Annotated in this window: 28 protein-coding genes and 1 pseudogene; 10 read left to right on the forward strand and 19 right to left on the reverse strand. The window is 42.2% G+C overall.

What is annotated here, in order from left to right; all coding sequences use genetic code 11:
- The 4 genes from RTN07_RS10650 to metX form a co-directional block, all read right to left on the reverse strand.
- Positions 1 to 313: transposase (locus RTN07_RS10650; protein ID WP_312177921.1), on the reverse strand; the 313-nt coding region annotated here is incomplete at its 3' end.
- Positions 314 to 560: 247 nt separating this feature from the next.
- Entirely contained in the window at positions 561 to 1,142 is a 582-nt protein-coding gene (locus tag RTN07_RS10655) for a tetratricopeptide repeat protein (protein WP_007117233.1), read from the reverse strand.
- A 359-nt stretch (positions 1,143 to 1,501) separates the two neighbouring features.
- Positions 1,502 to 2,110, reverse strand: coding sequence for a methionine biosynthesis protein MetW (gene metW, locus RTN07_RS10660; RefSeq protein ID WP_062332622.1), 609 nt, complete (start codon positions 2,108 to 2,110; stop codon positions 1,502 to 1,504).
- 21 nt (positions 2,111 to 2,131) lie between these two features.
- Positions 2,132 to 3,493 carry a homoserine O-succinyltransferase MetX gene (gene metX, locus RTN07_RS10665; RefSeq protein WP_312177922.1) on the reverse strand — a complete coding sequence of 454 codons (1,362 nt, stop codon included), beginning with the start codon at positions 3,491 to 3,493 and terminating at the stop codon, positions 2,132 to 2,134.
- On the opposite strand from metX, the gene RTN07_RS10670 reads away from it, so the two are divergent.
- Positions 3,475 to 3,801 (forward strand): hypothetical protein, encoded by a 327-nt coding sequence (locus RTN07_RS10670; RefSeq protein ID WP_312177924.1) that lies wholly within the window; start codon positions 3,475 to 3,477, stop codon positions 3,799 to 3,801. The genes metX and RTN07_RS10670 overlap by 19 nt on opposite strands.
- Positions 3,802 to 4,025: 224 nt before the next feature.
- Entirely contained in the window at positions 4,026 to 5,045 is a 1,020-nt protein-coding gene (gene hemH, locus RTN07_RS10675) for a ferrochelatase (protein WP_076775024.1), read from the forward strand.
- Positions 5,046 to 5,198: 153 nt separating this feature from the next.
- Here the strand turns inward: hemH and RTN07_RS10680 are convergent, their stop codons facing one another.
- On the reverse strand, positions 5,199 to 5,453 hold the full coding sequence (locus RTN07_RS10680; RefSeq protein ID WP_007117228.1) for a hypothetical protein: 255 nt from the start codon (positions 5,451 to 5,453) through the stop codon (positions 5,199 to 5,201).
- Between the two features lie 173 nt (positions 5,454 to 5,626).
- Between RTN07_RS10680 and RTN07_RS10685 the strand changes: the two genes are divergently transcribed.
- Both RTN07_RS10685 and RTN07_RS10690 read left to right on the forward strand, forming a co-directional pair.
- Entirely contained in the window at positions 5,627 to 6,250 is a 624-nt protein-coding gene (locus tag RTN07_RS10685; protein WP_065254108.1) for a PH domain-containing protein, read from the forward strand.
- A gap of 12 nt (positions 6,251 to 6,262) precedes the next feature.
- A complete protein-coding gene (locus RTN07_RS10690; protein WP_312177926.1) occupies positions 6,263 to 6,982 on the forward strand; it encodes a M48 family metallopeptidase in 720 nt (239 codons plus the stop codon).
- 302 nt (positions 6,983 to 7,284) lie between these two features.
- On the opposite strand, the gene RTN07_RS10695 is transcribed toward RTN07_RS10690, so the two are convergent.
- Positions 7,285 to 7,650 carry a hypothetical protein gene (locus tag RTN07_RS10695; protein ID WP_007117225.1) on the reverse strand — a complete coding sequence of 122 codons (366 nt, stop codon included), beginning with the start codon at positions 7,648 to 7,650 and terminating at the stop codon, positions 7,285 to 7,287.
- A 162-nt stretch (positions 7,651 to 7,812) separates the two neighbouring features.
- Between RTN07_RS10695 and RTN07_RS10700 the strand changes: the two genes are divergently transcribed.
- Both RTN07_RS10700 and RTN07_RS10705 read left to right on the forward strand, forming a co-directional pair.
- Complete coding sequence (locus RTN07_RS10700; protein ID WP_312177928.1) at positions 7,813 to 9,609, forward strand: M61 family metallopeptidase; 1,797 nt, start codon at positions 7,813 to 7,815, stop codon at positions 9,607 to 9,609.
- A 169-nt stretch (positions 9,610 to 9,778) separates the two neighbouring features.
- A complete protein-coding gene (locus RTN07_RS10705) occupies positions 9,779 to 10,039 on the forward strand; it encodes a type B 50S ribosomal protein L31 (RefSeq protein ID WP_007117222.1) in 261 nt (86 codons plus the stop codon).
- Positions 10,040 to 10,442: 403 nt separating this feature from the next.
- Here RTN07_RS10705 and RTN07_RS10710 read toward each other — a convergent pair whose 3' ends face one another.
- The 11 genes from RTN07_RS10710 to RTN07_RS10760 all read right to left on the reverse strand — a co-directional run bounded on the left by RTN07_RS10710 (position 10,443) and on the right by RTN07_RS10760 (position 19,093).
- Entirely contained in the window at positions 10,443 to 10,694 is a 252-nt protein-coding gene (locus RTN07_RS10710; protein ID WP_076774228.1) for a hypothetical protein, read from the reverse strand.
- Positions 10,695 to 10,697: 3 nt separating this feature from the next.
- On the reverse strand, positions 10,698 to 11,204 hold the full coding sequence (locus tag RTN07_RS10715) for a hypothetical protein (protein ID WP_312177930.1): 507 nt from the start codon (positions 11,202 to 11,204) through the stop codon (positions 10,698 to 10,700).
- 810 nt (positions 11,205 to 12,014) lie between these two features.
- Positions 12,015 to 14,015, reverse strand: a complete 2,001-nt coding sequence (locus RTN07_RS10720; protein WP_312177931.1) for a DUF3631 domain-containing protein — start codon at positions 14,013 to 14,015, stop codon at positions 12,015 to 12,017.
- 130 nt (positions 14,016 to 14,145) lie between these two features.
- A complete protein-coding gene (locus tag RTN07_RS10725; protein WP_312177932.1) occupies positions 14,146 to 14,451 on the reverse strand; it encodes a hypothetical protein in 306 nt (101 codons plus the stop codon).
- The gene (locus RTN07_RS10730) at positions 14,444 to 14,953 is read right to left on the reverse strand and encodes a hypothetical protein (protein WP_096488410.1); all 510 of its coding nucleotides are present in this window, start codon (positions 14,951 to 14,953) and stop codon (positions 14,444 to 14,446) included. The genes RTN07_RS10725 and RTN07_RS10730 overlap by 8 nt, the downstream gene beginning before the upstream one ends.
- Positions 14,954 to 14,961: 8 nt before the next feature.
- A complete protein-coding gene (locus RTN07_RS10735; RefSeq protein ID WP_096488411.1) occupies positions 14,962 to 15,300 on the reverse strand; it encodes a hypothetical protein in 339 nt (112 codons plus the stop codon).
- On the reverse strand, positions 15,297 to 15,545 hold the full coding sequence (locus RTN07_RS10740) for a hypothetical protein (RefSeq protein ID WP_096488412.1): 249 nt from the start codon (positions 15,543 to 15,545) through the stop codon (positions 15,297 to 15,299). Before RTN07_RS10740 ends, RTN07_RS10735 begins: the two co-directional genes overlap by 4 nt.
- 9 nt (positions 15,546 to 15,554) lie before the next feature.
- Positions 15,555 to 15,815, reverse strand: a complete 261-nt coding sequence (locus tag RTN07_RS10745; protein ID WP_096488413.1) for a helix-turn-helix transcriptional regulator — start codon at positions 15,813 to 15,815, stop codon at positions 15,555 to 15,557.
- A 117-nt stretch (positions 15,816 to 15,932) separates the two neighbouring features.
- The gene (locus RTN07_RS10750; RefSeq protein WP_096488414.1) at positions 15,933 to 16,940 is read right to left on the reverse strand and encodes a hypothetical protein; all 1,008 of its coding nucleotides are present in this window, start codon (positions 16,938 to 16,940) and stop codon (positions 15,933 to 15,935) included.
- A 106-nt stretch (positions 16,941 to 17,046) separates the two neighbouring features.
- Positions 17,047 to 18,366: a tyrosine-type recombinase/integrase gene (locus RTN07_RS10755; protein ID WP_312177933.1), complete on the reverse strand. Its 1,320-nt coding sequence runs from the start codon at positions 18,364 to 18,366 to the stop codon at positions 17,047 to 17,049.
- A 208-nt stretch (positions 18,367 to 18,574) separates the two neighbouring features.
- The gene (locus tag RTN07_RS10760) at positions 18,575 to 19,093 is read right to left on the reverse strand and encodes an RNA pyrophosphohydrolase (protein WP_036596083.1); all 519 of its coding nucleotides are present in this window, start codon (positions 19,091 to 19,093) and stop codon (positions 18,575 to 18,577) included.
- Positions 19,094 to 19,438: 345 nt separating this feature from the next.
- On the opposite strand from RTN07_RS10760, the gene RTN07_RS10765 reads away from it, so the two are divergent.
- Together RTN07_RS10765 and RTN07_RS10770 are read left to right on the forward strand one after the other, a co-directional pair.
- Positions 19,439 to 19,885 (forward strand): OsmC family protein, encoded by a 447-nt coding sequence (locus RTN07_RS10765; RefSeq protein WP_099833409.1) that lies wholly within the window; start codon positions 19,439 to 19,441, stop codon positions 19,883 to 19,885.
- Positions 19,886 to 19,896: 11 nt separating this feature from the next.
- Positions 19,897 to 20,319, forward strand: coding sequence for an MAPEG family protein (locus RTN07_RS10770; RefSeq protein ID WP_099833410.1), 423 nt, complete (start codon positions 19,897 to 19,899; stop codon positions 20,317 to 20,319).
- Positions 20,320 to 20,323: 4 nt separating this feature from the next.
- Here the strand turns inward: RTN07_RS10770 and RTN07_RS10775 are convergent, their stop codons facing one another.
- Complete coding sequence (locus RTN07_RS10775) at positions 20,324 to 21,322, reverse strand: tRNA dihydrouridine synthase (RefSeq protein ID WP_312177935.1); 999 nt, start codon at positions 21,320 to 21,322, stop codon at positions 20,324 to 20,326.
- Positions 21,323 to 21,402: 80 nt separating this feature from the next.
- On the opposite strand from RTN07_RS10775, the gene RTN07_RS10780 reads away from it, so the two are divergent.
- Entirely contained in the window at positions 21,403 to 22,317 is a 915-nt protein-coding gene (locus tag RTN07_RS10780) for a hypothetical protein (RefSeq protein ID WP_138018691.1), read from the forward strand.
- Positions 22,318 to 22,323: 6 nt separating this feature from the next.
- Here the strand turns inward: RTN07_RS10780 and RTN07_RS10785 are convergent, their stop codons facing one another.
- The gene (locus tag RTN07_RS10785; RefSeq protein WP_065254114.1) at positions 22,324 to 23,838 is read right to left on the reverse strand and encodes a UvrD-helicase domain-containing protein; all 1,515 of its coding nucleotides are present in this window, start codon (positions 23,836 to 23,838) and stop codon (positions 22,324 to 22,326) included.
- Between the two features lie 246 nt (positions 23,839 to 24,084).
- On the opposite strand from RTN07_RS10785, the pseudogene RTN07_RS10790 reads away from it, so the two are divergent.
- Positions 24,085 to 24,487, forward strand: a pseudogene (locus RTN07_RS10790) (RNA-guided endonuclease InsQ/TnpB family protein); the annotation flags it as partial.

Below are 24,487 nucleotides of genomic sequence, written 5' to 3' on the forward strand. Positions count from 1 at the left end.
GTAGCCAACCCAAGCTTTTACGCTTTGATGTTGGGTTGTTGGTTCGCCATGATAATTTAGCCTTTTTAAATTGTTTACGGCTTTTGGCGTGGGTTTCGTTGATGGCTTGGATGGTCTGACTGTGTAAGCCAAGTAGTTCACCGCTACCTTTGGTGTAGTCGTTTAGGTCATAAGCACTAAAGAACTTGCCAGTTTTTTGTAGGTGTCTGTAACTCAAATCATTGACATAATTCCACACGAAATTGACTGAACCGCTTAGGCGGTTTAATTGGTCTGCGTATTTATCTCGTATGCGTAACTTGAGTGTTTTCATGGGTTTATTTTAACACATTTAGCAAAATTTTGTGCGTAAGCATGGTTACGGAGTTGCCTTATATCCACCGCCTGAAGTCGGTGGTTTTACGGCAACACAGGATAAATGCGCGATTTCGTACAATCAATGTGCGCCGAGCAATCTTGATTAATTTAACCCATAAAAACAAAAAACCCTAGTAAATACTAGGGTATCAGGGATTTTAATGGTTAGGTTAACACTTAACCAAACATTCGTTGTATTAAATTTACTTGCTTTGGAACCAAGAATCCGCACGGCTACGTGCAGTGGCAATATCTTGTGATGACAAGTTTAATGCCAATTGACCGATTTTGCTTTGCGCGCGGGTGCGTACTTGGTCTGATAGCATGCCGTCACGAGCCGCTAGGTCATACCATTTGTAGGCATCGACCAATTTTTTTTCTTTTTCATCTAGCATCGCTAGGGTATAGCTGGCACGGTTATCACCAAGTTTTGCCGCTTTTTCTAACCAATAACGCGCTTGCCCAGCATTGGGCTGCACGCCTTCGCCACGAATATACATCATGGCAAGATTTAATTGTGCAGGTGCAATGTCTTGTTTGGCGGCGGTGGTGTACCACTGGATGGCTTGTTGGAAGTTTTGCTGAATGCCGAGACCTTTTTGGTAGCGTTTGGCTAGGAAGAATTGGGCTTGTTGGTTGCCAGATTTAGCTTGGCTTAGTAATGCCATCGGTTCCATGCTGTCATAGCGTGAGCCATTGAGTGGAATATTGGCAACCAGTTCGGCGCTTGCAACGCCTGATAAGCCTAAAAATGCAGTTAATACGGTGACTTTCAATAATTTCATAACCAACTCCGAGTATCAAGCTGCAGCCATCGCAAGCTTGCCTAGGTTTAGATAAAATAAACTTAATAAATAGGTAAACGAATTAACAGAAAATCTTAAATTTTACAATGATTTAGCTATTCGTTATGTTTTAATAGGATAACGCAATCTTTTGATTGTTTTAGGTTAACACTGTTTGCTTTGCGTTTCAAATATTTAAGTGAAAATGTAAACAGTTGTTACAATATTTCACAGGGGAAACAAAGCCTTGCGACACTTGGTGTCGTGTAGGGCTTTACTTTTGTGACATATTGTTAGACTAGACGGTAATTTATCCGCTGACCAAATTTTCATAGGCATAGAATCAGCGATAAAACAGCTTAGTTTTTGGTAACCCGATAGATTGCCACATCGGCAAGTAAGTTGGGGTTTTTGCGGATGATTTGTGCAAGTGCCCAAGGATAGGGCTTTTCACTTTCTTGTACCGCAAAACGATTGATGATGCGGATGTCATTGTCATCACACAGCTTTTCAAAGTCTTTAAAGGTACACAAGTGAATATTGGGCGTGTTGTACCAAGCAAACGGCAGGGCTTCAGACATTGGCATCATACCTTTGATACCCAAGTGAATACGGTTTTGCCAATGTGCAAAATTAGGGAAAGTGACAATCACTTCTTTGCCAACACGTACCATGTCGAGGAGTAGTTGGTCTGGCTCTTTGACCGCTTGTAGGGCGCGCGCCATCACCACCGTGTCAAAGCTTGCGTCGGCAAACCGCGCCAACCCATCATTTAAGTCTTGCTCAATGACGTTGACGCCTTTGGTGATACAGTCATTGATTTTAGTTTGGTCGATTTCGATACCATAGCCAAATACGCCCAATTTGTTTTGCAAATGCGCGAGTAAATCACCGTTACCACAGCCTAAATCTAAGACTTTGGCATTGGGTTTGATCCAGCGTTCAGCAAGTTGATGGTCGATTTTCATTCAATTCTCGTTAAATCTAAGTTAAGCCGTTAAAAAATTAAATACCGATTGACGATAGGTTGGAATATCAAACAAAAACGAATCATGCCCATAGGCGGCATCGATATTGATATAGCTTACGGGCTTACCATTGGCAATTAGCGCATCCACAATTTCTTGCGAGCGCTCTGGGCTAAACCGCCAATCGGTGGTAAAGGATATAATTAAAAACTTACATTGGGTATTTGCCAATGCCAACCGTAGCGCATCGGTATCAGTCAAACTATCATTGAGACTGTCATCCGCAATCGCGCCGCGCGCTGGGTCAAAATAATCCAAGGCTTTAGTCATCAGCAAATAGGTATTGGCATCAAAACGTTCACTAAACTGCTCACCTTGGTAGCGTAAATAACTTTCCACTTGAAATTCTACATCGTAGTTGAACATCAGCTTGCCGGCTTTTAAATCGCGTCCAAATTTCACCCGCATCGCTTCATCAGTGAGATAAGTGATATGACCGACCATACGCGCCAAAATCAAGCCGCGTTTGGGAATTTTGCCTTGCTCGATGTAACGTCCTTCACAAAAATCAGGATCGGATAAAATCGATTGGCGTGCCACCTCGTTAAAGGCGATATTTTGCGCAGATAGCTTGGGCGTACTGGCAATGACCACACATTTTTTTAGCCGGCTCGGATAGTCAATTGACCACTGCATGGCTTGCATGCCACCCATTGAGCCACCAACAATGGCATGCCAAATATCAATGCCGAGATAGTCAGAGAGCATGGCTTGGGTTTTTACCCAGTCTTTGATAGTGACTAAGGGAAAATCAGGACCATAGGGCTTGCCGGTTTCGGGGTTGGTACTGGTTGGACCCGTCGAGCCGTAGCAGCTGCCAATGTTGTTAAGACACACCACAAAAAAACGTGTGGTATCAATCGCTTTGCCAGGACCGATAAAAGTATCCCACCAGCCTGCTTTTTTATCATCGCTACTATGATAGCCAGCCGCATGATGACTGCCCGATAGCGCATGACAAATCAATATCGCATTGGATTTATCGGCGTTGAGCTCGCCATAAGTTTCCACCATTAAATCAAAAAACGGCAGCGTGCGATTGCATTCTAGTGTCAATGGGGTATCAAAATGAATTTTTTGCGGTGTGACAATACCCACAGATTTGCCAGCAGATTTGGCAAAACTAATCGGATGATCGTCGTCAAAATTTTTTGGGACAGTCAATTCAGCTTCAGGTAAAATCTTGGTATGTGGTTTGTGTTGCTGTGTACTCACCCGCTTTCTCACTAATTTTTTGATTGATAACGCATTAAAAGTATAGCTATTGTAAGGGTTTATATGGGTTATCACAACTTGGAATTCAAATGCCAAATTTAGCATCATCACCCCACCATACACTCCTATCGCTCACAGGATTGGCGCTCACGGGGTTTTTGGCATTGACGTATTTGGCGTTTCATCAGCCGATGTTTTATCAGGCAACAGCGGTTTTGGCTGCCAATGCTAGTAAAGTCACAAGCGACACAACGATTATCCATCATCAAAGCCATCATCCCCTCAGCCATCCAAACAGCCACCAAAACCACTATCAAAACCAACAGCACCAACAGGCCAAGCAGCATAACCACCAAGCAGACGGTGATTCGGCTAGCAGCCCCTCACAAAACGCAACCTTTAAAAGTTCGGCTTAAAGTCCTGCTGAAAGACCTGTTAAAAGCCCCGCACCCTCTGAACAAAATTCCCGTCTAGTGGATGCGCTACTGGTCATGGGTGGGATAGGTTGTCATTGATTCGAATATAGCTTAAAAAATGCAACAATTAAACAATTTCAGGTGATTATCCAGTACGCGCACCCTAGTAAATATGCTAATCTTAACCCCACTTTTTTTATGATTTTTTGGATTAAACACAAATTATGAAGCCAAGCAATCCACCTGAAATTGCCGTTGTCCTTGTGAATTTGGGAACACCCGATGCACCAACTGAAGCAGCGGTGCGTCGCTATCTCAAACAATTTTTGTCCGATCCGCGCGTGATTGAAATCCCGCAGTTTATCTGGCAAATCATCTTAAACTTGTTTGTGCTACGCAGCCGCCCCAAACGGGTTGCCCACGCCTATGCTAGCGTGTGGGATGGCGACTCCCCGCTGCGTAAAATCACGCTTGCCCAAGTGGACTTGTTGCAGCAGCGATTTGACCAACATCAACTGCCTTGCAAAGTGAGCGTCCATGCTGCCATGACCTATGGCAAACCTGCGTTAACGGATGTGTTATCGGCATTAACTGCCAAAAAAGTAGAGCAAATCGTGATATTGCCAGCTTATCCACAGTATTCTGGTTCCACCACTGGCGCGGTGTTTGACGTAGTCGCCAAATGGGGGCTTAAGCAGCGTAATTTACCCAGCATTAGCTTTGTTAAAGATTATTTTGCTCATCCGCAATACATCCACGCCTTGGCCCAGAGCGTCAAACGCTTCCAAGCTGAACATGGCAAACCTGAAAAATTGCTATTGAGTTTTCACGGGATTCCAGAGCCGTATGAGCAAAAAGGCGATCCGTATGCCAGACGTTGTCGCTGTACCGCAGCGCATTTGGCGCAAGTGCTGGGACTTGAGCGTCATGAGTGGGAATGTAGTTTTCAATCACGCTTTGGTAAGCAAGAATGGGTCAAACCTTATACCGATGCCACCTTAACCGAGTGGGGCAAGCAAGGCATCAAGTCAGTACAGGTACTGAGTCCAGCATTTTCGGCAGATTGCCTGGAGACGCTAGAAGAGTTGGCAGTCGAAAATCGACAGACATTCCAGTCCAATGGCGGTGGGGACTATCATTATATCCCTGCACTCAATGTGGATGCTGCGCATATTGATTTGTTTGAGTCACTGGCATTGCCACACGTGCAAGCGTGGCAACAAAATCTGCAAGGATGGTATTAACATTTATGATTAAAGTTTGGGATTAAAGCGGGTTATTAATCGCATTAATAGCAAGTCTTATTAACAGCAAGCTAATAAAAAAGGTTGGTAGCTTACCAACCTTTTTGGCGTTTCTTTTTGACCTTTAAATACAAGAAATTTTAGTACAGAAAATCAGTCTTTATAACTTTCATCTGCGGCATCAGGGTCAGCGATATCACCAATAGTCGGATAGTGCTCTTCGCTAAAGCTATCCTCAACCAGTAATTCATCAATCCGCTGCTCATCAATATTTTGGCGATGAATCGGGGTCAAACCACTTTCACCCGCTTCAATATGGCTTGATGACAAGGATTCATCATCCAATTGCACAGTAAAACTATCCGAATCAATATCGGTCAAATTGCTAGATGTTGGTTTGGCTTTCATTGTTGTTCCTTCATTTTCATTTATTGTTTATTATCAGTGTTATGGCGTTATCATAGCCAGTAATCAGCATGACATCTATGTTGCCAATGTGATATTTGTGTTATGTTATCGAAAACAGTTTTTCGCACAGACAGCGTTTTTAACAATTTTTATGGATAAAACAGGAAGTGACTATGTTTAAAAATCTTGCCTCAGATGCATTGGGTTTAAGTGACATCGGTAAAATCATCCCACCGAGCCAGTTTAACCAAACCGATATTGATGACTATATTTTTCACGAAGATAACGAGCGCATTTATTTTGTGATTAAGTCAAAAATGGACGAATATTGCTTTACCAATGTCGCCTTTATCCACCTTGATGGGCAGTCGGCGACCAGTAAAAAACGCCTGCTAAAACGCTATCCGTACCGCAATTTTCAGCCCGCCAATATCATGATTGAGACGGCAGGCACGATGGATATGGATGCTGAGCTAAAATTTAGCTTGGGCGGTATGGCGTTTTCGATTGATATCGACAAAAATCAAATCGAGCAAATCCGCGACATCTATAAGGCGCTGACTGCGATTAGCGAGCAGTGCAAACGCATTGCCCATGAAGAAACGGTGCTAGAAAAATCCTTTAATACCGTCACCGATATGTTTAGCTTACGCGAACTGTCAGAAAACGTGGTGCTTAACTTGCCGGATGTCATTAACCAAACTGTCGCACAAGTAGAAAATGCCTATGGCGAGCGTTTAAAGACCATTCGTAATTATGACTTTGGCGCGATTTTTGAGCATTATTTGCGTCAATAATTGCTAAAATTTATGCAAACTGTACTCACCGCCTACGCTGAGCAAGGTATCAAACTTGCGATTGAAAGCAAACGGGTCAAACATATCAACTTTCGTATCAAATCGATTGATGAAGCACCGTTTACCAGCTTGCTCAGCGTGTCTTACCCCATGCGTATGCCACAACACCTGCTGAGGCAATCGCTTGAACATCGCCTTGCATGGGCAATCGACTGTCAGCAAAAACAACGAAAACTTAAACAACTTAAACCCAAAAAACCTGCTTATATCAATGATGTCAAAGATTTGGCAAATTTGACCCTTGAAAGCAACATTTATTTTGAAGGGCAACAGGTTGTGCTTAAAGACTTATTGTTAAAGCACCACATAAAACCAAGCGAGCTGGCGCGAGTGGATGTTGGCAAAACCTTACGCCATATTTATAAATTTTGGCTCATTCAGTTTATCCAAAATCGCCAAGCGTTTTGGCAAGACAAAGTGGGCAAATCCGCCAACAGAATCACGCCCTATACCATGAAAACCCGATGGGGCAGTTGTAGCACCCAAGCCAAAACCATTCGCTTGTCGGTTTGGCTGGCGCAATTTCCCCCAGACTGCGCGGATTATGTGTTGGTGCATGAGCTTTGTCATCTGATTGAGCCTAATCATTCGGCACGATTTTGGGCGCAGGTGGCACGAGTCATGCCAGATTACAAACATTGGCATGATAAGTTGAAATTTGGGGATTTATAAATGAAAAAAGCCATATCGCTTTGATATGGCTTTTTTGCAAGCATAAAAATATAATAGCAGAGTTTGGCGTGACGTTATGCTAAACGAGCCGTTAAGCTTGGACTTAACACTTAACGGAGTAAAGAACGATGAAACGCTGTTTAATCATCATCGTTCTTGTTGTCCTAATGCTGTTAAGCAGTAACGCTTATTAGACGGACGCAAGACAGCGTGGCAGTTGCTGGAACAACTAAAACGCTGGGGCTTTCGGGAAACCGTTAGCCCACTCCTTGTCTTTATTATAAAGTTGCAAATCCTCAAAATCAATCTGTTAAAATGTAATCAGATTGCATTTTTTCACGAAACCCATCTTTTTCACGATACCATTGATGACGGCGTTTAGAATTGTGTTTCCAACTTTTTGCATATTTGAACGCATAAGTTGGTTTGTCATCCCAAATATGCGGTAAATGCTTACCACGCTTGGGGCGTAGCTTGATGTTATAGTCCCAATATTCCGCTTTGTGCAAATAATGAAATGAGCGTTCTTGTTGCGTTCTAAAGTAGCTATAAATCTGATTGCGTAAATTTGGATAACGACAACTTTCCCACGGAAAATAGATTTTCTTACGCCCAGAACTGCGATATTGAACTTTGGTTTTTTTGTGAGTTTTTTCAAGTTTTTGCATAATAGATTTTTCCTAAGTTAAAAAACTTAGAAAAAATCCAATTTGTAATAATTCATCGTTGATTGCCTGTAGAAAATTCGGTCTAAAAACAAAATTTGGGTTAAAATTTTGTTTTATCCTAGCATCTATTTAAAATTTCGTAAAATTGAAAAAGAAAATATCATGAACAAAATTCATTATCAATTCGACTTTAAACGCTTCCGCGAACACCTTGTCGATGTCACGCTTACGTTTACTGCGGACAACGACAACCCAATCGTTTGGCTACCTGCTTGGATTGCGGGTAGTTATATGATTCGAGAATTTAGCAAACACATTACGGCAGTCACTGCCACCATCCATGACCCCAACGCCAAGAACAATCAACGCCTTAAAAAACTTGATAAAAACCACTGGCAAATCCACGCCAAGCAAGGCGACCGTATTAGCGTCACTTATGAAGTCTATGCTTATGACTTATCGGTGCGTGGGGCATATGTAGATGAAACTCGCCTGTACGGCAACTTCACCTCTCTAGCATTAGCGGTACAAGGGCAAGAAAACCAAGCGATTAAAGCCGAACTCATTTGCCCGCAAGACTTTTATGAGGTAAACGGTGTGGAGGTCAGCCTAGCCACCGCCTTGCCGGAAAAAATGCACCAACAAGCCAGACAAACCATCTATCAGCTAACTGCCGACAACTACGAGCAACTCACCGACAGCCCGTTTGAAATCGCTGAGCAAGATGAATTTTGGTTCGATGTAAAAAGTGGCGAAAACACCATTCCCCACCGATTTGTGATTTCTGGCGTACACCACAGCGACCTTGAACGGCTAGAAACTGACCTTAGCAAAATTTGTCAAAGCTATGTCGATTGGCTGGGTGATACGCCGTTTGATGATTATCTGTTTATGACCATAGCAACTTCAAGCGACTATGGCGGGCTTGAGCACCTTGCCAGTACCAGCTTGATTACCCCACGAGATGACCTACCCACATTTTTTGAACAAGCTGAGCCAAGTGAGAGTTATCAACGCTTTTTGGGCTTGTGTAGCCATGAATATTTTCATGCGTGGTGGGTTAAAACCGTGCGTCCCGAAGTCTTTTTAACCGCCAACTTTAACCAAGAGACTTACACCACCTTGCTATGGGTGTTTGAAGGCTTTACCAGTTATGTGGATGATTTTATGCTACAAAAAAGCGGGGTTATTTCGCAACATAGCTATCTGAAGCTGCTTGCTAAACAAATCAATCGCTACTATCAAACCCACGGACGCGCCTTGCAAAGCGTGGCAGAATCAAGCTTTGATGCGTGGATAAAGCTATATCGTAGCGATGAGAACACCGCCAATGCCGGGATTAGCTACTACAATAAAGGCGCGCTGGTGGCGTTATGTTTAGACTTGACTTTGATAAACCATGGCAAACGTATTTTTGACGTGATAAAAGTTTTTTATGACAAAGCCAAAGCCCAAGATAATCGCCGTTTTGGTATGACGGACGCCAATCTGGATGACGTCATGAATGAATGCTTACCCAAAGAGGTTTGGCAAGATTTTAGAGCCAAATATATCGACGGCACCACAGAATTACCGCTATTTGAACTGTTGTCAGAACAGGGTGTGAGTATTGAACAAAAAGACGATGATATTACTTGGGGCATGAAATATATGAGCGAGCCTACTGGGTTAAAAGTGCAACGTGTTGTGCGAAATAGCCAAGCCGCCGTTGCAGGGATTTCTGCTAATGACATCATCGTGGCAATTGATGGGTTAAAGGCGAGCGAAAAATGGCTCAAAGCCACTGCTAAAACCCAAACAATTAGTGAAGACCCTGCCGTGTGTCATGTATTTCGCCGTGATGAGCTGTTGGTACTCGAAGTGCAACCCGTGAGCGACACGCATGTTAAACAACCGCAAATATGGACGCTGACAGCAGGCGATACGATAAAATTAGACCATTGGCTTGAATGGAAATAACTTGCAAAAACAATAGAAAAACTGTAAAATTCGGCTTCCAATTTTATCAATCCATCCTGTGTTGGCTTTAATCGGTTGGGTGTTTGGGTGAATTTTTAGCAAAATAAACATTCATGCCAAGCATACTAACTGCAGACCAAAGGGCAGGATAATGACTAGAGACCTAACCATGCGCGCAGATATCCATCCAGCTTATCAAGAAGTTCTATTCCACGACACCAACGCTGACGTTTACTTTTTAACTCGCTCTACTATCAAATCAAAAGTAACTCGCGAATACGAAGGTAAAGAATACCCATACGTCGCACTCGATATTTCAAGTGCCTCACACCCATTCTATACCGGCGAACAACGTAAAACCCAAAACGAAGGTCGTGTGGCAAGCTTCAACAAACGTTTCGGCGCATTTGCAGGTCGTAACAAAAAATAAGTTTAATCGCTTATTGTCAAAAACCCTTTGCAACTGCAAAGGGTTTTTTATTGGATGGAATGGGGCAATACTGGATAATCCCTAACGATACGCCATAAAAAAGCCCACCGAAGTGTGCTTCTTTTAAAGGCTGTAACCATTGATAATACTGGGTTTGTTATTTAAGTAATTTGGTTTAGTAGCCAATTTAGTAGCCAATTACTAAAATTTTTGATGAATTTAGATAGAATTTATTTTTTGTAACTGGCTAAAATCATGCCCGCCTAACGTATGCAAAAATTCCTACTCGTAATGGGCGGAAAACTCTACCGCCTAATGTGTGTAAAAACTTTTTTATAGTAGGGAAGTTGTTTTTTCAATCATGGTGATTTTTACCATGTTAACCAACCGAAAAAACCACTCGTTAAACCTTTGCTAAAACTTCTTTTGCTATCTCTCTAAACTCATCTCTTTCCCATTGCGTTACTGGTCGCACTGGCTGAATGTTGAATACTGGCGGCTCATTGTGTTTAATCGTCAATGTATCGCCTTTATCTAGTCCAAGTAACTTAGCCTTTGCCATGCTTGCCTGTATCATTGACGCTGGCTTTCTTTCCTCAATCGCCATTTGTCTAGCGGCTTCCAATTCGTCTAATATGTCGGTCAATGTCTGCATGGTTTACCCTGCCTTTGATACCTTTGTTTGTAGTTTGCTTACCCATTCTAATTCAAGCCCTAATAAGGTATCGGCTATCATGTCATGCTCTGCCACTAATCGGGCATAAGTGGTTTGGTGCATACCTTTGGGGCGGCTGCCATGTCCGTTTGCTATACCTTGCTGCCACTGTAGGCGGTGTCTAATCTTTGCCACTTTGCGAAATAGTTTATCAATCGGCTGCATTAACTGGGTGGCATAGTTCGCACCAATGCAATGCCTGCATACATAAACCCCTGCACAATATAAAACGCCTACTCGTTTATTGCAGTTAGGACAATTAAACCAATAGCGATAATTACCGTAATGACATGATGAGGTGGTAATTCCAACATCATAGGCGTATGGCTTGCCTTTAAATTGATAGTTCATGCTGATAGCTTTGGCGTGTTGTCCTAGCTTGTGCTTAACGCTGGTAATCGTCATCTTTGGATAATCGCTAAGGCTTGAAGTGGTGGCTAGTTTTCCCATATCTAAATCATTAAGCAAATTTAGTATATTTTATCATACATCAGTGTTGCGTATCTTTAACAGTGGGCTGTTACAGTCATTTGTTAAATCAATCATGCCCGCCTATCGTTCGGCTTTGCTGTTCGGTTTGGTGTTCACTTTTTGCCAATGGCTTGTTATTGCTGGCTTGGTGGCTGTGGTGGTGTTCAGTTTTGGGTATGGTTAAAATGACTATGCCGCTATGTATGTCTGATTTTCGACAGTCCTATACTTAGGCTTGGTATGTTCATATAAACATGGCTGGCTTGCTGGTTTAGGTTTTTCACAAATTTATGAAAAACTACCTTTGCGCCTATGGTTGATAACGAAAGGCAAAATATCCTTTCGCCATTTTTGGCGTGGGCGGTTTCTCTAGCTTGCCTGTGGTGTCGGTGGTGGGTTTGCCTATCCAATGGCTTAACGTGGCGATATGGGGCAATGGGTGGGCGTGGTGGTGTGCTTAATGAGGTGTTGACCAATATTAGCCTTTTTTGGGGTGTTTTTAGGCTCAATCCCTTGATAATACTGGCTTTAAAGTGTTGACCAAAGAAAAGGGCATGGCTAAAATCACCATACCCCATCATTCCCGCCCAATAAAATACTATGAAATTTCAAAATATAGCGTTTTTGGGGTGTTCTATGTGTCCTAGCGTCCTAAACCGCTTGTAGCAAGGCTTTCAAGGTTTTTTAAGTGTCCTAGATAAAATACCTTAGGACGGATAAAAAACGTCCCAAACCGCTTGTAGCAAGGCTTAGGACGTTAGGACGGATAAAAAGGGGTAAAAGGCTAAATTATGCTAAATAACGCTTAAATGCGTCCGCAAAATCTGCTAGGTAGTAGCCCCGTTTCTGTGTTTCATTTGGTTTATTAATTTTGCTTGATTTGATTTCAAAATCTTTTAACCGCTTGGCTAGTTGTCTGTCGGTCATGGGTTGCCCCTTATTGCTGGTTGCCCATCGTTTAGTTAATCCGTCACTATCTGCACCAATTAAGGCGGTTAATAAATCACGGGTTGCCATACTGTCCACCGCCTGCAATTCAAATATAGCTTTGATATCGCTTAGTAACTCCTCATTCTCGCTTGGCTCTTTACTATCGGTTTGGGTAATGGCAAGGCAAGCGTTCGTTACTAGCTTTAACCAATCATCGCCTAAAGTGTCAGCGATTTGGAATAATATTTCCCATGTATCAAATTCACGGTTATAGATAGTTTCGGGCAATTTGGGCTTACTTGTTGCTACCCTGTCCATGTTGTCATCTGCCCATCTTGCTAGTTTAGCCTTGATAGTTTCCGTTGTTGCTTTGGGTATATCTTTAACCCGTTGCCGTTTTTCAGTTGGCAAGGCTCTACGCAAAGTAAGCGATATTGACCTATCCATAACGGTGCTAGGTAGCTTACCAATCCCGCTAATAATCTTTGCCCCAAACACATCAAACGGTATCGGTTCGTGATTATCGCCCACACATCGCCATACATAGGGGTTATCACGGCTAAACCCGCAATTAATGATATTTTTTAAATCCATATCACCATGAAAAAAACTGTCTGCTTCATCAATCACAAAAGTAGGTTTATAACGCTCGATAGTTCTAAATAAAGCTGACTGGCTAACATTGCTTGCCATAATTGAGCGTTTGCTCATGCGCCCCATCAAGGTTGCAAGCTGGGTTTTCCCGCAACGCTTCTCGGGTGCATTTATCCATGCAATCGGGGCGATATACGCCACATCAATACACCATGAAAAGAAAATCCATAAAGTAATGGCTATGGCTACTGCGTCATTGCAAACAATGTGACTTTTAACAATGTGTAAAATCTCATGGGCTAGTTCGTCACCATTCACACGGCTGGTATAGGGTTCTATGTCTGCGGTTAAGGTGGCAATTTTGGCAAGCTCTAAGCCTTGCCGTTCCTGTTTGACAATCCTGTCTAGGTCATTTGTTCCTATGCCTAGTTCTTTGGCGATTTTGCGCTTTTTAAGTTGGTAGGTAAGTTCATCTAGCTGGGCAAGGTCGGCTATTTGCTTTTGTGCATATTCATGGTTAATGGTCTGTAAGTTGGTAACATGAATTTCGCCATCATCTAACCCATCAGTTAAAAGGTCATGCCATGATGAATAATCACCCACACAATCGGCTATTTCACCCATAAAGGCAATGAGTGTCACTTCACTGTCTTTAAATGCTTTTAATAATCGGCTCTCCTGCTTGGCTAGGCAAGTGGCATAAATAGGGCGTTTGGCTGCTAAGTGGTAGCACATACTTTCATAATGCCCTTTATCAAACGGGGCAATGATAGTATGGTTTTTCATGTCGTAATCATCTACCAAAGTAAATAACATACCCGCATTTTCTAGCGTATCGGTGGCGATAATATCACCTTGCCCGCTACCAATCATAAACGCCTGTAATTTATCGGTGTCCGTGTAGTAAACTTTGGGGCGGTGTGGGCTTGGGTCTAGTGGGGTGGTTTGGGTGGCTTTGGTTGGATAAAACACAATACCGCTAGGCAAAAAACTTTCATCATACACAAGCGTTGCTATGGTGTTGGCGGTATAAATATAGCCATCATGGTTTGATAGTAATTCGCCATTTATCGTTATGTCATCTTTCACAAAATAAAGGTTGTCATTGCCTATCATATGGGCTAAATTATTTAGCGTTTGTGTGTGTTTGCTGTCCTGTAGGTTTTCCGTTGTTGCTGTCGGATAACTTGCTAGTAGTTCTAAGAAGTCCATGCCGTCTGTAGCGGTGTGGGCTTTTTCTTTTGTCATGATTGCTAAACTATTCATTATTCCCCCTTGCCAATGGCTTTAATTTTGCGTTGGTTGCGTTCTGTGTCGTGGCTGGTACATTTGCACCACATAGGCAAATAAAGGGCTTTGCGCCCCTTATTTTTACTGCTGTTATCGTTGGTTTTATTCAAACGTTGCCCTCCGCTTCATGGCATGGGTGTTTTTCAATCTGCATATCTATGCAATCTAAAAAATCAATGGCTAAATGTTGAGCAATAAATAACGCCCGCTTTGCCTGTTTGATAGCGTGTATTGGGTCATGCGCTGGGCTTAAATCGTCAATAGCCGTATCAACCAATTTCCATAGCATAAGCAAATGTTCACGGTTCAAGGTTAAGCAATCGTAAACATCACTGTTTAAGCTATCAATTTGGCTTTGTAGTTCGGCTTGGGTGGTTGCCTGTGGGCGTGGGGTGTGGTTTTGATTAGCCATGATTAGCTACTCCTTGTAGTTTAGTTGTTTTACCGCCCATCAAAAAAGGGCGGCGGGTCTCAACAAACGCTACAAGGCGTCTAGACTTATTCACCATAAAGGCTATTGTATTAGGTCTTATCAACCCGCCATAACTGGCTACATTCCCAAAAGAAAAGGAATGTTTAAAGATATGACGTTGTTTTATACCTGTGGTAATTAATGGATTTGTAGCCCAATAAATTTTAGGTATAAAAATAGCCAATGAATGACGGTTTGGCTTTACCGCTTGTAGTTTTGTTGTGACGTTATTGTCCATCATATCTGCCACACTTTGCAAGTTATTTTTTGGGTGGGCTTGGTGATAACTGCTAATGAGTAGCAATAAACCAATCATCAAAACCGCTACTAATATGCTTTTTACCATATCAAGTAAAGGTACCTTTGTATGATTATCATTTTGCGCTGTTTTAAGCGTTTCTAGCGTGTTTGGCTGTTGGGTGGTGTCTTTATAGTGGTTCATAATTCTGCTCACTGTATGCGGTTAATATTGCCGTGATAAATGTAATCGCTGCCATATTCCAATTTATCTAGCTGGGCGATAACTTCGCTTTCACTTACCCCAAAATGATTAGCAACATCAGCGATACTGTAAAGCGGTTCGCCATCATCACTGTAACCGCTTGTGGGTGGTATCAAGTCCAATTCTTTAGCCTTTGCGTGGGCTTCCTGTTTGATACTTTCGGGTGATAACTCAAATACTTTCATAAACTGGTTTATGGCTTGTTCGCTGTCCTCGCCATGCTTTTCTACGATACGTTTGAGCTTATCAAATTCAGTGAAAAACGCTGGGTTTACTGGCTCATTCATGCGGTGGTTTCCTGTAGGTAGTATTTAACAAACGGTTCGCCTGTGGCTGGGTTGTGACAATCAAGGCTAATGATATCCATACCCTTTGTGCGTAACTTCCAAATAATATCGGTTGGGCGGTTAATACCCATTGCGATAATGTCACGCACGGTTAAAACTTCACCCGCTAAAAGGCGGTTTTTGACTTGTTGAATTTTGGTTATGCGCTTTGGTTTGCTTGGCTGTGTACCTTTGCTAGTAGTCATGGTTGCCCCTTATGCGATAATCTGCGGTTGGTTGTTAATCCACTCTTTAACATCTGCATTGCTGAATAGTAAAATGCCGTTGCGGTGCTGGGGCTTAGGAAATAATCCGTTTTTCCACCATCTACGCAAAGTTTGGTGGTGTATGCCTAAACGCTGGGCAAGTGGCATTACTCGGATAAAACCATCAGTGGGCAAGGTGTCCAATGGCGGGGTGTTTGAATTGTCGCTATCAGTAGCGGTTTTTACTGCGGTTTGTGCTTGATAGGTCATTGCCTTATCTCCGTTTTATCAGAATTGATAAGGCAAGTGTAGGCGGTGCGGTATGGGGCTAAATAGGCTAAATAGCCATAAAAAAAGGGCTAAATAGCCCTTAAAGTTTGATGATGATTATTTTTGTAGGTTGTTTTTTAAAGTATTTGCACGTTCTAGCCATTTTGCGATAGTGTCTTTATTTACCCCTGCTTTGTGGCGGTTGGTAAGGTTCACAAGCTGGTCGTTGGTTGCCCCTCTCTTTGCCCCGTTTAAATCGTAATTATGTTCAGAAAATAAGGCATATAATAACTTAGTGACTGCATTTTGTTCGGTGGTGTGTAGTGGCTTGTCATCTGCTACCTCACCGCTTTGGCTTGGCTCGCCTGCCTTTGGTACAAATCCCGCTTTTGATAATGCGCTAAAAAATTGTATTGATTGTCCACTTTGTTTGATAAGGTCAAAAAGGCGGTTTATATTTTCATCTTGTATATTGTTTTTCTCAATATATTGGATAAATTCAACCATAGGCTTAATATCGTCTAATTGTTCATTAAACAATTCCTGTATGACTTCGTTTTCGGTCTTATCGTAATGGCTTGCTAGCTGTTTTAAATCGTTTTCCCTGTCATCACTTGGATAATAAAGAAAGGCGTTTAAATTATCGTCATTGACCTGTTTTTGCAGTAAGGCTTTTTGTAAATCTTGATTTTCTGCTTTTACTTGCTCTAACTGTTTTTGAAGTTCTGCTACCTGTTGCACCAATTCGCTGTTATTGGTAATCGGTGACTCGCCCTGCGTCTCAATAATCGGCAATGCTGCCTTTTCAATATAGTATTTAGCGTATTTATTGCTTACACTATGTGGTAAGGATTTGCAATGATTCACAAACGTAGGTGGGATATCGGAAAATATTGCGGTTAAAATTTCATTGGGTGTTTCTAAATCAAGTAAGCCAGTGTTATTGACCAAAGTTAAATGTAATCCTGAATCAATATAAAGTTTTGCTGTCAATAAATTTTCAAAAAGATAGCTTATCGTTGCTTTGATTGTACTATCATTCTTGCTTGCTAATTCATCAATACATTTAACAATAGATATAAATTCGCTGTCACGTTGATTAATCCAATTATCGAAAGTTCCCATCATTCGCACCATACGCACCAATCAAAAAAGGGTGCAAGGCGGTGGCGGGCTTGGTGCGGTTGCCTGCCGTTCGGGTAATTACTCCTAGCCTTGCAAAACTGGTTACTTATTCATTAATTGCCTGTTGGTTGGTTTTGACTTTATCTAAATAAATCACATTATCCACCTTGCCCGCCTTAAGCTGGTCTAAGTAGTTCGCCCAATCATTCATCATTTGGGTGCGTTGGCTTATCATGTCCATACGGCTATATGCTCGCCCGTAACTGTTCACCATTCTATGCCCTAGCTGTAACTCTGTGATTAATTCATCATAGCCCAATCGTTCCATTAACATTGTTTTTGCACTGGCTCGAAAGCCATGCGGGCTGTGAATATCTTTATAGCCTTGTCCGTCATTCATGGCTGGGCTGTTGAGTATCTTATTAATTTCTTGCTGGTGGGTGTATTTCTGCGCTTTGCGGTTGCCATTATAGAAAACATATTCCTTCCCGCCTGTTTTGGCTTTCATGCTTTCCAATACGGCTATAGCCTGTGGTGCTAACGGTATGACTAAATCGGTCATATCGTTACGCTTGCCTGCCTTCTGTGGTCTAAATTCCCATTGCTTAGTAAATAGGTTTATATCACTCCATTTCATAGCGCAAATATCACCAATGCGGGCAAATGTTAAAGCCAATAATTGCAATATCTCTTTATGGAAAATAGGGGTATCGGCTAGGCTGTCAATGTCGTTTAATAACTTGCCAAACTCTGCGGGCGTGGTAATAGCGTTATGGTGTTTTTCTTTGTATGGTTTTAAAGTCCCTTGTAGGTCGCTGGCTGGGTTATGTTCTATGACTTGGTGAATTTTGGCTATTTGCAAAATAGATTTTAATACGCCTTTTACCCTTGTCCCTTTGGCTGGGTGCGTCCTTTGAATACCATTAATAAAATCTATCACGGTGGCGGGCTTGATATCCGTAACCAACATATTGCCTAATTGTTTTTTAATTGGCTCAAGGTTGCGCCCTAACTTTGGATAGGTAACGGGGCTTAATTTCTTGTCTAGCTGTATTTGCCACCATTTGCCAATGAAGTAATCTAACGTGTTTTTGCGCTCTGCTATCTCTCTTTGCTTTTCGGCTTGGCGGTGTTCGATAGGGTCTAAACCTCTACCCAATAAGGCTAAATTGTCGTTATAGGCTTGCTTGGCTTGTGCAAGGGTAAAAGCTGGGTATTGTCCTAGTGTGATTGTAGGGCGTTTACCTTTCAAAATAGGGTGGCTGTATCGGTGCTTAAAAGTAGCTGTCTTTTTGCCTGTCCTTTGGCTCACTTCCACACTAAGAAATAAGCCACTAAAACCCGCCATTGAATAGGGTGTTGTTTTGGTGGTTTCCTTAATTGCCTTTTCTATTTGGGTAACGGTTTTTAAACCTTGAATAGCCATGATAAACCCGCTTAAATTTAGTAGCCAATTTAGTAGCCAATTTGGCTACTAAACGGTGATAATATTTTTATAACGTCTAGTCATCATAGTAAATAAAAACCCGCTAACAATCAAGGCTAGCGGGTTATTATGATGTTATCAAGTTTTATCACAATTTATTAAAAAAAGCTCACCGAAGTGAGCTTTTTTTGGGTTTATTTGTTTAGGTTTAATAGGAATGAATTTTTACGTTTTTCGGTAGTAACAATTCTTTTTTGAGTGGCAACTGCGGTGATAACTCAAACAAGGCGCGGCGATATACATTACGTTTAAATGCCACCACTTGGTTAAGTGGATACCAATAACTGACCCATTCCCAGCGGTCAAATTCAGGTTTTGCCGTATCAAAACGGATATGTTCTACATTGTTCTCATCTAGCTGGAGCAAAAACCATTTTTGTTTTTGTCCAATACACAAAGGATATTGTCCTTGTCGTACAAAACGTTTTGGCAACCGATAACGCAGCCAATTTTGGGTTTGTGACAACACTTTGACATGCTGAGGGTACAATCCGACTTCTTCCCACAATTCCCGATACATTGCATCAAGCGGCGTTTCACCAAAATCAATGCCGCCTTGTGGAAATTGCCAAGCATCGTGACCCACGCGTTTTGCCCACAGTACTTGTCCGTGTGTATTTGCCAAGATGATACCTACGTTGGCTCGAAAGCCGTCTGCATCAATCATGACGATTACCTTCAATTTAATGGTTAAAATTGGCAGGCAATCACATTATCAAGTTTTTTGGGTCGCAAGGTTTACACACATCCTTGCAGACCATTATTAAAGTTTTGGTCAATCAAATCATCGGGCATAAACCCATCTCATACCAACAGACGCTTATTTTATTATTATTGCTAAAAAACATGGACAATGTAATCACTGCCTTTATTACCCACTATTAAACCAGTTTTTATGTCAAAAGTGTAATGTTTATTTGCTATAAATTGTTTCACGGACATAAAAAGCGCATAATATCGCTTTATTTTATACAAAATATTTTTTTGAAAATTATAAGCATCTGGGGATAGTATGAAAGCAACGGTAAATTGGTTAAAAAACGAAGACATTAATTTTGAAGCCGTGACCGAAAACGGCAATAAAATTATCATGGATTCAACGGAAAAATTGGGTGCCAAACCCATGGAAATGGTTTTGATGGGGCTTGGCGGCTGTGCCAGTTATGATGTGGTAAGTATCTTGCAAAAAGCCCGTCAGGCGGTGAGCGATGTTGAGTGTCAGCTATCGGCTAAGCGTGCCGACACGATTCCTGCGGTATTTACTGATATTCATTTGCATTTTGTGGTCAAAGGCAGCGCCATCAAAGAAGCGCAGGTTAAAAAAGCCATCGAGTTATCGGCAGAAAAATACTGCTCAGCCAGTCGTATGCTAGAAAATGGCGGTGTCAAAATCACCCATGACTATGAAATCATTGATGAAACCTCTAGTGAAATGACTGATAAAACGGTCAAAGGGTAGGGAATAACGGCATGTTTTCCTATTTAAGTGCTGTTCCTGCCACCAATAGCAGTGTGGTGCTGGCAATGATGGTTGCCAGTTTATTGCCCTTGGTGTTTGCGATATTGGCAAAGGTCTTTGGCGGATTTAAAAGCAAAGACAATGCCAATCCGCGCGAGTTTTTGGGTAAACAAACGGGCGCAGCAGCGCGTGCCAATGCCGCCCAGCAAAATAGCTATGAAACCTTGCCGGTATTCTTGGCAGCGGTGATTGTGGCGTTGCTATTTTTTGTACCGCTGTCAGTGGTGACACAGTTGGCGTGGTTGTATGTGATATTACGGATTATTTATGGGTTGGCGTATATAGCCAATTGGGCAACTTTTCGCTCAATTATTTGGTCGCTTAGCCTCGCCTGTTCGCTGATGTTGTTTTATTTGGCGATACGATTGAGCTAATTTGCTATGAGCAATCGCCAGCTTGGGATTGTGCTTGCAACATCCCAACAATGGTCTCAAGCTGTTTTTGTCTTTTTACGTTTTGCCAAAGCTCATTGGCTTCTTCATAGCCCTGGGTCAACATGCCAAGCCATTGTTTGTAACGTCCCACCAGCATATTATCGCTACGGGCATGTCCTTGCAAAAACGCAATTTGTAGCTTAAGTAGCGCGTGCCAAGCCATGTTTTTTACTGTGTCATTTTTATCCATCGCTTTGATTTGATTGACTAAGTCAGGTCGAGTGACCGCACCACGTCCGAGCATGATATGTGGGGTGTTGGCTTGTTTGCGGCAACGCATGGCTTGCTCAGTCTGCCAAATTTCGCCATTGGCAATAATCGGTAAGCTTAACCGCTGTGTTAGGGGCGCGATTAACTCCCAATAGGCTGGGGGTTTATAGCCTTGGGTTTTGGTACGGGCATGGATGGTCAGCCAACTGGCATTGGCTGATTGCACCGCATCGCCGATTTCTTGGGTGAGTGAGGTATCTTCATAGCCGAGTCGGATTTTTGCTGATACAGGCGTATCTGATGGCACGGCTTGTCGTACTGCATGGATGATTTGATACAAGGTTTCAGGTTCGGTGAGCAACACCGAGCCACCGCGGTGACTATTGACAGTTTTAGCAGGGCAGCCAAAGTTAATATCAATGGCTAACGCACCAAGCTCGACCGCTCTGACGGCATTATCTGCCATCAAATCAGGCTCACTGCCCAGTAACTGTACATGTACTGGCGTGCCGTGAATGGTTTTGCCTTTTAAACCATCTTCATGCAAAAGTTCGGGTACAAATTTGTAAAACACATGCGCGGGTAGGACGTGCTGGGTGACGCGAATAAACTCACTCACCGTCCAGTCGTAATGACCGATACTGGTTAAAACATCCCGCATCAATGGGTCGGTCAGTCCTTCCATTGGCGCAAGGACAATTTGCGGCTTATCAAAATTTGGGTAATATAACATATAATATTTCAATTAAATAAATCAGGTATTATAAAGCATTAATAAATAAAATAATGGTAGTTATTTTGGGCGAGGTTTAAGTGAATTTTGGATTTCTTATAGATAAGTCAGAAGTGAAATGTCAAAGTTTTAGTATTATACCTAATGAAAATTTTGACGAATATATTTCATGGTTCTACTATAATATGGAAGTTAGTAATGGCTGGATTTATCCACCGTTTAAAGCTTTAAAGCACAATGATGAAGAATTAAAAAAATTTAAAAAATCTGCACCCTTAGTAAGAAGTAATTTTTATAGTTTACCTTGCACCCATATTCTACAAACTCAGAACTTTACTGATCAACACGAACGTTTTCTTATTCTCGGATACGGTTTATTGCAAGGACTTTATTTAAACCCACAAAACTATATGTACCTTGGCAAGACTCCCTATACTCCTTCAACTTTAAATGGTCTTGTGTTAGGAAAAAATGATAGAGTAAAAGGCTTGGAAGCTATTAATAAATTTTATATTAATGCAAATAATGTTCATGAAATAAGTCAAATGCAAGCCTGTATTCATTGGTTTTTAATTGCACAAACTTTAGATTTTGAATGGGAAATATTTGATGCTCATTATAAGGTTTTAGATGGATTATATAGATTATTGGTACATAAAATTGGTAAAGATAAAGTGGAAAATCTTAACAATGATAAGTATGTGAAACATGCTCAAAGATTTATAGTTTTAGCAAAATACTTTAATCTGGAAATTCCAAACTGGGCAGATAATACAAAAACTGGCAATGATAATATTGCTTTCATTCGAAATGAACTTGTGCATGAAGCAAAATATGCAGGTCAGCCTATTGGCTATAATTATCCTAATGAAAACTTTAAACTACAGTTCAAGGCATTCAACCTTAAATTAATTTGCGCTTTTTTAGGAATTAATACCCCATATTTACAAGCACCTGCAAACAATAGAATGTTATGGCGTTGGAATATTCAATAATATTTATTACCCATAAATCACCTTTTTATCTTTGAGTCCGTGAATCAAATCTTGAATATTAAAAATATCCAAATTTACCTTGGCGCGCGTACAGGCGACATACAGCAGTCGCAATTCTTCGGGGGAGATTTTTACTGCCTGAGAAGTCACATCATAATAAAAATCATTGTCAATTTGCACCCGTGACCACTCCAACCCTTTAGCTTTATGCGCGGTAGAGATGATGTAGTCGGCTTTATCCAGTGTGGTCAAGCTATTGATTGCCTGGTTTAGCGTTTCGGTGCCATGTTCATCGACCAATTTGACCAGGGTTTTTAAATCGCTGCCTTCGCTCGTCTCGCTATAATCCTGCACGTCGCGCCAATTATTAAAGTAGGCAAGCTCAGGCACACCATATGCCGCTTGTCCTTTTTTTAAGCGTTCGGCAGATTGGCTAAATTTGAGCAAACGCTCTGTATCGGCTTGTAGCGCAACTTTATGTCCCATTTTAAGCCCAGATAACAGATTGACCATCGCACTGGCATTGGTACGGCAAAGAATGGCATCTTTTTGACCATGCACCATACTTTTGCCTAAGGTAGACGCCATCGCAGGATTGCCGCGCAGTGGTACCTCTTCTTGTAGCGCTTTTAAAAACCCATTCGCCACATCAGCAATTTGGTCGCCAAATCGAAACGATTGGGTGAGCAAGGTTTGTGGTAGCGGCAGGCGCTTCATGGCATTGACAGCGCCGCGCCATTCATAAATTTGCTGATGCGCGTCACCCACATAGATAACTTGGTTGGGCTGATTGGACAAAATCCCCATCATCAAGGGGTCGGCATCTTGCGCTTCATCAAATAAGATAAAATCCGCAGGAATTACCGGTTTGGATAGCGCCCAAAGTTTAAGGTAAATATCATGCCCAATCCCCGCAGGGTGGCGCGGGTCAATCGACTGTTGCCAGCGGCGCTCTACATACGGGTATAAGGTGTCGCGCAGCTGCTCAGCTTCACTGGCAACCAACCAGTCAGGAAACTGCAAATGGCGCGGCGCAGGGTAACTGGCATGGGTACTACAAAACGTGCTCACCGCATCGGACACAAATCGCGCTTGTCGCTCTGGCGTTAAGGTCACAAACTGGCTTTTGCCTTCAATTTGGCGTTTGACTTGTACAGGGGTCAACCCCAAATCTGAGGCAAGGCGACTGGGAGAAAAACGCGGTAGTTGCAGCTTTGCAGTGATATCGCGAGCGGTATGACGAAATGCCAATGAGTGAAAAGTGCGACAGTCGACATGGTGGGGGAATTTACGTTGGGCTTCTGAAGCAATTGCTTTGTTAAATGCCAAATAAATCCCGCGACCACGTAGCTGATTGCCAATCAGGTTAAGCGTGGTGGTCTTACCTGCGCCGGCATACGCTACCACCTTAAACGACTGGCGCGTGAGTGCCATATCGACAGCCTGCTGCTGCTCACCCGTTGGGCGTTGGGTCGGGCTGTTGACAAGGGGTTGGGTGGGGATAACGCTGGGGTTTGACATAAGGCCATTGCTAAAAGAAAAGTGAGCTATTTTAGCAAAATTTGGCAAGTTTTGCTCAGTTTCCTTTATTTACTCAACCTGTATTTACTAAACCTTTATCCTCTGTTGCCGTAAAACCACCGACTTTAGGCGGTGGATATCCTCTGTTGCCGTAAAACCACCGACTTTAGGCGGTGGATATAAGGCAACTTAAGCAACCATGCTCATACACTATAATACTTGCATGAATTTTGTTAAAATAAACCCATGAAAACACTCAAGTTGCGCATACGAGACAAACACATAGCGAAGCTTAACCGCCTAAGCGGTTCGGTCAATTTCGTGTGGAACTATGTTAATGACTTGAGTTATAAGCACTTACAAAAGACTGGTAAATTCTTTAGTGCTTACGACCTAAACGAATATACCAAAGGTAGCGGTGAATTACTTGGCTTACACTCGCAAACTATTCAAGCCATCAACGAAACCCACGCCAAAAGCCGTAAACAGTTTAAAAAGGCAAAGTTAAACTGGCGAACCAACAACCCAACATCAAAGCGTAAAAGCTTAGGTTGGCTACCATTTAAACAATCTGCCATCAAGCATATTGCCACCCACCAAACAGGCAAAAAAGGCTTAAAATCCACCTTGCAACTATCCCTAGCCAAAG

Origin of the sequence: Moraxella sp. CTOTU46934, from assembly GCF_031979465.1 — a bacterium.
GTDB lineage: Bacteria > Pseudomonadota > Gammaproteobacteria > Pseudomonadales > Moraxellaceae > Faucicola > Faucicola tetraodonis.